Source organism: Methanospirillum sp. (assembly GCF_028679455.1).
Classification (GTDB): Archaea; Halobacteriota; Methanomicrobia; order Methanomicrobiales; family Methanospirillaceae; genus Methanospirillum.
Genome location: NZ_JAJRBM010000348.1, coordinates 1 through 4,692, shown reverse-complemented (window position 1 = coordinate 4,692; position 4,692 = coordinate 1). Strand labels below are relative to the sequence as shown.

The window sequence follows — 4,692 nt, the reverse complement described above, 5'->3', positions numbered from 1 at the left end:
GTTTGCCTCTTTTGATTTTTATGATGGATAACGAGGATTAATAATTATGAATTGATGCTCTGAATGAATTTCGAACTGATATCTGGTAGTTTTATCCACGGTACTTATAGCCTGTTTCATGTAACACTGGTATGTCACAGGGAGGCCTGTCAGGTCTGCTGCAGAATACTCCTGCGGCAGTTCTGAATCAGAGTCTCTGACCTGACAGATATTCGCTCATGAGATTGCGTTCAACATGTCCTCCTACATTTCGTTGCCTGACCCTCATGAATATCTGTCCGATGTCAGAGATGCTGATAACCGGTCTCTCTTGCAACGAATGGTTATGATAGATGCGATCATTTCATTGTCCGGTGATACCGGACTTCCTCCTACAGTTCGTATCGTATCCTGTTGTATCATTCACCAATTCCATCTGAAACAAATGAGGTATTCCATGTTATTACAGTCACAATTCAACGACACCTATAATGAGAGACAGGTCTGTCTGATTGAGTACCTGAAAAACCGGATTCGCTCTGGCAGATGCTTCCTCAAATCCAAATACATTGCACGGGAACTCGGTCTTTCTTCAAAAGAAGTTGGTACAAATATGGCCATTCTTGCAGAGACTTGTCCTGATTTCTCAATAGAAAAGTACAGTTATTCAAACAGTACGACCTGGCTGGTAACACCAGTTCACCAATAAATTTTTTACTCATTGTATATCTGCCAGATCTTATTTCTGGAAATCCCTATATTCTGAATGCTATTCTTCTTGGGATATACATCTGAATTATCGGGATAAAGTCCGATGACTTTTTCGTATGTAGCCAGTGCCTCTGCAGAATTGCTGATCCCATCGAGGTCTTTTAGGGTAGGGAAGTTATAAATCTCCCTACTCTGAACTCAACATCAGGTGATATCATCTCCTGCCAACTCATCCCGATGAGAGCGGTTGCACAAAATGAGTGCTGTATATCTGAAGGGACTTGCAGACTCCTAAATTTTCTGTTGTTACTTTTCGTTGCCGTAATCGTGATTGGGATCCCGGTATTTGGTGATGTGATCACGTATGAAACTGTAGTCTCTCCGGGAGATAGCCCGGAGCCTGTGGAAGTTACGATCTATATTGTGGATTTTAACCGTTTTGATGTTGGGGCGGGGAGTGTGGGGGTTGATTTTTATCTTCAGATCCGATCCGACTCAAACCTGTCAATAAGCGACTTTGAACTGATGAATGGGGTTATTACCTCAACGAACGCGTTACAGGACACGCCTCATGAAAAAGAGTACCGGATTATCGCAATTTTGACCGTTGAACCTGATCTCAGCCGATATCCCTTTGACAGGCATACCCTCTCTATAAAACTGGAACCGAAATTTAAAAATAAGCATGAAATGGTCCTTTTAACGAATCAGGAAAAAAACGGGATCAATCCTGAAGCTGATCTTCCTGGATGGACATTTACCCGAAATGGTTCATCTGTCACGAATATGACCTATATGGCGGATGAACAACCTTACTCCCGGATTATATTCGAATATGGTATTGTGAGAGATACTACTTCAACGATTGTGAAATTTTTTCTTCCTCTCCTGCTTATCGTCCTTGTCTCTCTTTCATCGCTGATGATGAAGATATCAACTCGAATGGGTCTCAATAGCTCGATGTTCCTCGCTGCAGTGATGATCCACTGGCGAATTGCAGATAATATCCCGCTCGTTACCTATGCAACCATCCTCGATTGGTTCATGATCATCACCTACGCCACACTGGTTATGGTACTCGTTTCTGGTATATTCATAAACAGATATTCTGAAGTTAAAAATCAAGTCCGGGTGGAACAGATCAGCTTCTGGTCTGCCAGGATTATTCCTACGATAAGTATAATGATGTATCTTCTGCTGGTCCTCTCACTCATTATTTCCGGCTGATCGGTGTTGAGTGTTCAGGTATAGGATGACTTACATGGAAGGATTCCCAATATTCATGGAAAAACATTCCATATACGTTGGATTCAGGAGATTCAGGAAGGATGATTATCATCAATCAGCATACATACTGATCAGGTACGCAAGCAGATCACGCAGTTCATCCTCACGATACTTCATCTCTTCTAGTTCCTGTCGAACCATATCAAGTACGAGGGGTTGATTTGCATGCCATATTATGGCACCACTCCGGGTAGACTCTTTGGTAAGAAGGCCATCGGCCTCCAGTTTTTTTAAATGAGGTTCTATCGAGCCTTGAACTGAAAATCTGAATACCTCATGCATAAAGGATTTAATTTTCGTCTCCCTGACCCCATCAGGAGAACCTGAAACAAAGTACAGAATTTCACGTTGAGTTAGATTGCGAGATAATTCTCGCCATTGGGATCGATGGACAGTCACTTCAGCTTCGGTATGAGGCATAACTCCTCCCTTCTATCAGTGTGGTCATCGAATAATTCCTACTGTCATTACGGGGTCTATGGATCTGGTTGCATATATTTCCAATTGGATGCACCTCTCCTGTTCGCTCAAAAAATCGGGAACCGATCTTGAGGATATCGAGATCATCATCAACACGAAGGGCTGTAATAATGAATTACATTCCTTATATTAATTATTCATTTATTGAAACCGGTATCCGTCTGGTGGTACAACGATCTCAAATCGTGCTCCTTTTCCCGGAATCCCCCTCTCACGAATCACAATTCCGGTCAGCGAGAGTATCTCACGAACCAGGAATAATCCGAGTCCGGTATTCTTCCCTAATCCTCGCTCAAATATCAACTTTTTTTCCCTTTCAGGAACACCATCTCCGTTGTCTTCCCATACGATCATAAGTTCATCACCGGTATTATTTATCGACACCCTGATCTCGGCTACCTGTTTACCATGTCGGATTGAATTATCAAGGAGAGCAAAAAATACTTTTTGAAGCATAGGATCGGCAAATATGCTCACATTTGGTAGATCTGTGATGAGGGATATTGAATCCGGGAGAAATGCACGGGGCATAGCGGTGTTGAGATGTATCCATTGTGGTTCATGGGTACCGAGTTCTTCATAGACCCGGGTAAATTCGATCTGTGATTGAATCTCCTCGGTAGCTGTTATCATTACCTTGAGAGATGCTACCAAGTCTGGATCGGTTATCTTGTCTTCAATAAGTGCAAGATATGCGTAAATAACAGAGATATTATTGAGAATGTCATGGCGAGTGATACCGGTGAGGAGACTGAGTTGGAGATTTGTTTTTCTGAGTGCCTTTTCCACCTGTCTCCTCTGGCTGATGTCCCTGGTAACTCCGATTAATCCGGAAATATTGTTATTACTGTCTAGTAATATTGTGATTTTCAGTTCAGCCCATATTGTGGATCCGTTCTTACACTTTAATTCAAGTTCTAATGCCAGACTTTCAGGGACCGTGACTCCCTTTTGAATTGATTCCATCAGTTGCTCATGATGTTTTATTACAAGCCTGAATGATTCCGGGGTCATTGAGTCCTGGATCGTCGTTTTCAAAACTTCTTCCGGAGTAAATCCCCGAAGTTTTGTTACTGAAGGAGAGATATAGGTGAGTTTTAAATTTTCGTTCGCTGTCCAGATTACATCATGCACATGTTCAGCTAGGAGTCGGTACTTTTCTTCACTATCAACAAGTTTTTCCTCTGCTTCTTTCTCTTTGGTGATATCCTGATCAACACCGGAGTACCCGGCAAATTTTCCGTTAGCATCATATATTGCAATACCACTTGTTTTCAAGATAACTTTTGAGCCATTCTTATGCTGATTGAAACTGATGAATTCGTGGAATGGCTCATGGGAACTGAAGATGTTCATCACTTCTGTCTGTAATGAGTCTCTGATTGACGGGTCAAAAATAACAGAAAAATGAGTTCCTACGATCTCTTCCGGCCTCCATCCGAGGATATCAAAAATTGTGGGACTTGAATAGGTATAGATGCCATTTTCATCCATCTCCCAGATCCATGAGCGGGCATTCTGGGTCACTGTGAGGAAACGTTGCTCACTTCTTTGAAGTTCATGCTCAATGGTTTTCTGTCGGGTAACATCAGTGATGATTCCTTCAAGTGCTATGGGATTTCCCAGTTCATCGGTAACCAAGGCATTTCTCTGGTTAAGCCAATGTATTTTTCCGGATCTGTCGATGATCTGGTACTCATACATGAGTTGAATATTGTTTTCCAGAAGATTGCCAAATCTTTCAGCGTAATAATCCAACCACGCTGAATCGATCAGTCTTTTCCAAAGATCAGGATCTGCATAGAACTCATCCGGCCTATATCCAGTCAATTCAATCGATGCAGGACTGATAAATTCAAATGTACCATCTGGAACGGACTGGCGGAAGAGCATATCACGAGCATTTTCTGCGAATCTGCGGAATTTCTCTTCACTCTCTGCTATCTTCCTCTCAGATTCAAGTTTTTCAGTTACATCTCTTTCGTAGATGGCAATACGGGTAACATCTCCTATATCATTAAAGATTGGATAAAAACTGTTTTCCAGTATTCGACCGGCTCGTTCATCTGTGAAATAAACCGGTTCACCTGATTTGATTACAAAACCAGCAAAATTTCTTCGTTCTTCTTCTATTTCTTGAGGGGTAAAGAGATACATCGATCTTCCGATCATATCTTCAACCGGATGACCTACTCTGGCAGCGGTTGTCTCATTTACGTACAGAATCCTACCGTC

The 4,692-nt window shown here is 42.0% G+C and carries 4 protein-coding genes; 2 read left to right on the top strand and 2 right to left on the bottom strand.

Annotated features, from left to right (window positions below):
• The first annotated feature begins 235 nt into the window (after positions 1-235).
• Both LUQ50_RS15995 and LUQ50_RS11875 read left to right on the top strand, forming a co-directional pair.
• Positions 236-688 carry a hypothetical protein gene (locus tag LUQ50_RS15995; RefSeq protein WP_367279003.1) on the top strand — a complete coding sequence of 151 codons (453 nt, stop codon included), beginning with the start codon at positions 236-238 and terminating at the stop codon, positions 686-688.
• Between the two features lie 305 nt (positions 689-993).
• A complete protein-coding gene (locus LUQ50_RS11875; protein WP_300040048.1) occupies positions 994-1,917 on the top strand; it encodes a hypothetical protein in 924 nt (307 codons plus the stop codon).
• A 111-nt stretch (positions 1,918-2,028) separates the two neighbouring features.
• Here LUQ50_RS11875 and LUQ50_RS11870 read toward each other — a convergent pair whose 3' ends face one another.
• Positions 2,029-2,397 (bottom strand): hypothetical protein, encoded by a 369-nt coding sequence (locus LUQ50_RS11870; protein WP_300040047.1) that lies wholly within the window; start codon positions 2,395-2,397, stop codon positions 2,029-2,031.
• 201 nt (positions 2,398-2,598) lie between these two features.
• The coding region (locus tag LUQ50_RS11865) for a PAS domain S-box protein (RefSeq protein WP_300040046.1) at positions 2,599-4,692 on the bottom strand (2,094 nt) is incomplete at its 5' end.

Bases quoted from the DNA above. Each gene is read 5' to 3' on its own strand.
- LUQ50_RS15995 (WP_367279003.1), top strand. From the start codon at position 236: ATGTCCTCCTACATTTCGTTGCCTGACCCTCATGAATATCTGTCCGAT.
- LUQ50_RS11870 (WP_300040047.1), bottom strand. From the start codon at position 2,397: ATGCCTCATACCGAAGCTGAAGTGACTGTCCATCGATCCCAATGGCGA.